The 466-nt window shown below is 47.2% G+C and carries 1 protein-coding gene; it reads right to left on the reverse strand.

What is annotated here, in order from left to right; genetic code table 11:
• The coding region (locus tag I593_RS02725) for an Ig-like domain-containing protein (RefSeq protein WP_212750019.1) at window positions 1–466 on the reverse strand (466 nt) is incomplete at both ends.

The raw sequence follows: 466 nt of genomic DNA on the forward strand, positions 1-466 counted from the left end.
CCAGATCTACCGTACCGTTAAATAACAAGGTATTGTCATTGGTAATGAAGTCAGTGCTAGAACTGCCAGTGTCATTGGTAATCGAGTCGAAGGTTACAATATCCCCATCACCATCCTTATCCACTTTTGTATCAATTACCACATTCTGGCTGATGGTGCTCGCAGTATTGCCCGCGGTGTCGGTCACGGTAGCAATCACGGGATAGGTACCATCAGTCAAGTTGGTTCCTGTTAGGTCTAAGGTCCAGTTGCCTGAACCATCAACTGTGAGGCGTGGATCGACTGTAGTATAAGTAGTCGCACCGACCGTTACACTAAGGCTATTGCCATCAGCCAGATCTACCGTACCGTTAAATAACAAGGTATTGTCATTGGTGATGAAGTCGCCTGCGGTACCTGTATCATCGGTGATCGAGTCGAAGGTCACGGTTTGACCGTCATTATCGGTGTCGATCTTGGTGTCAAT

The sequence above is a fragment of the Acinetobacter tandoii DSM 14970 = CIP 107469 genome (genome assembly GCF_000400735.1).
Lineage (GTDB): Bacteria > Pseudomonadota > Gammaproteobacteria > Pseudomonadales > Moraxellaceae > Acinetobacter > Acinetobacter tandoii.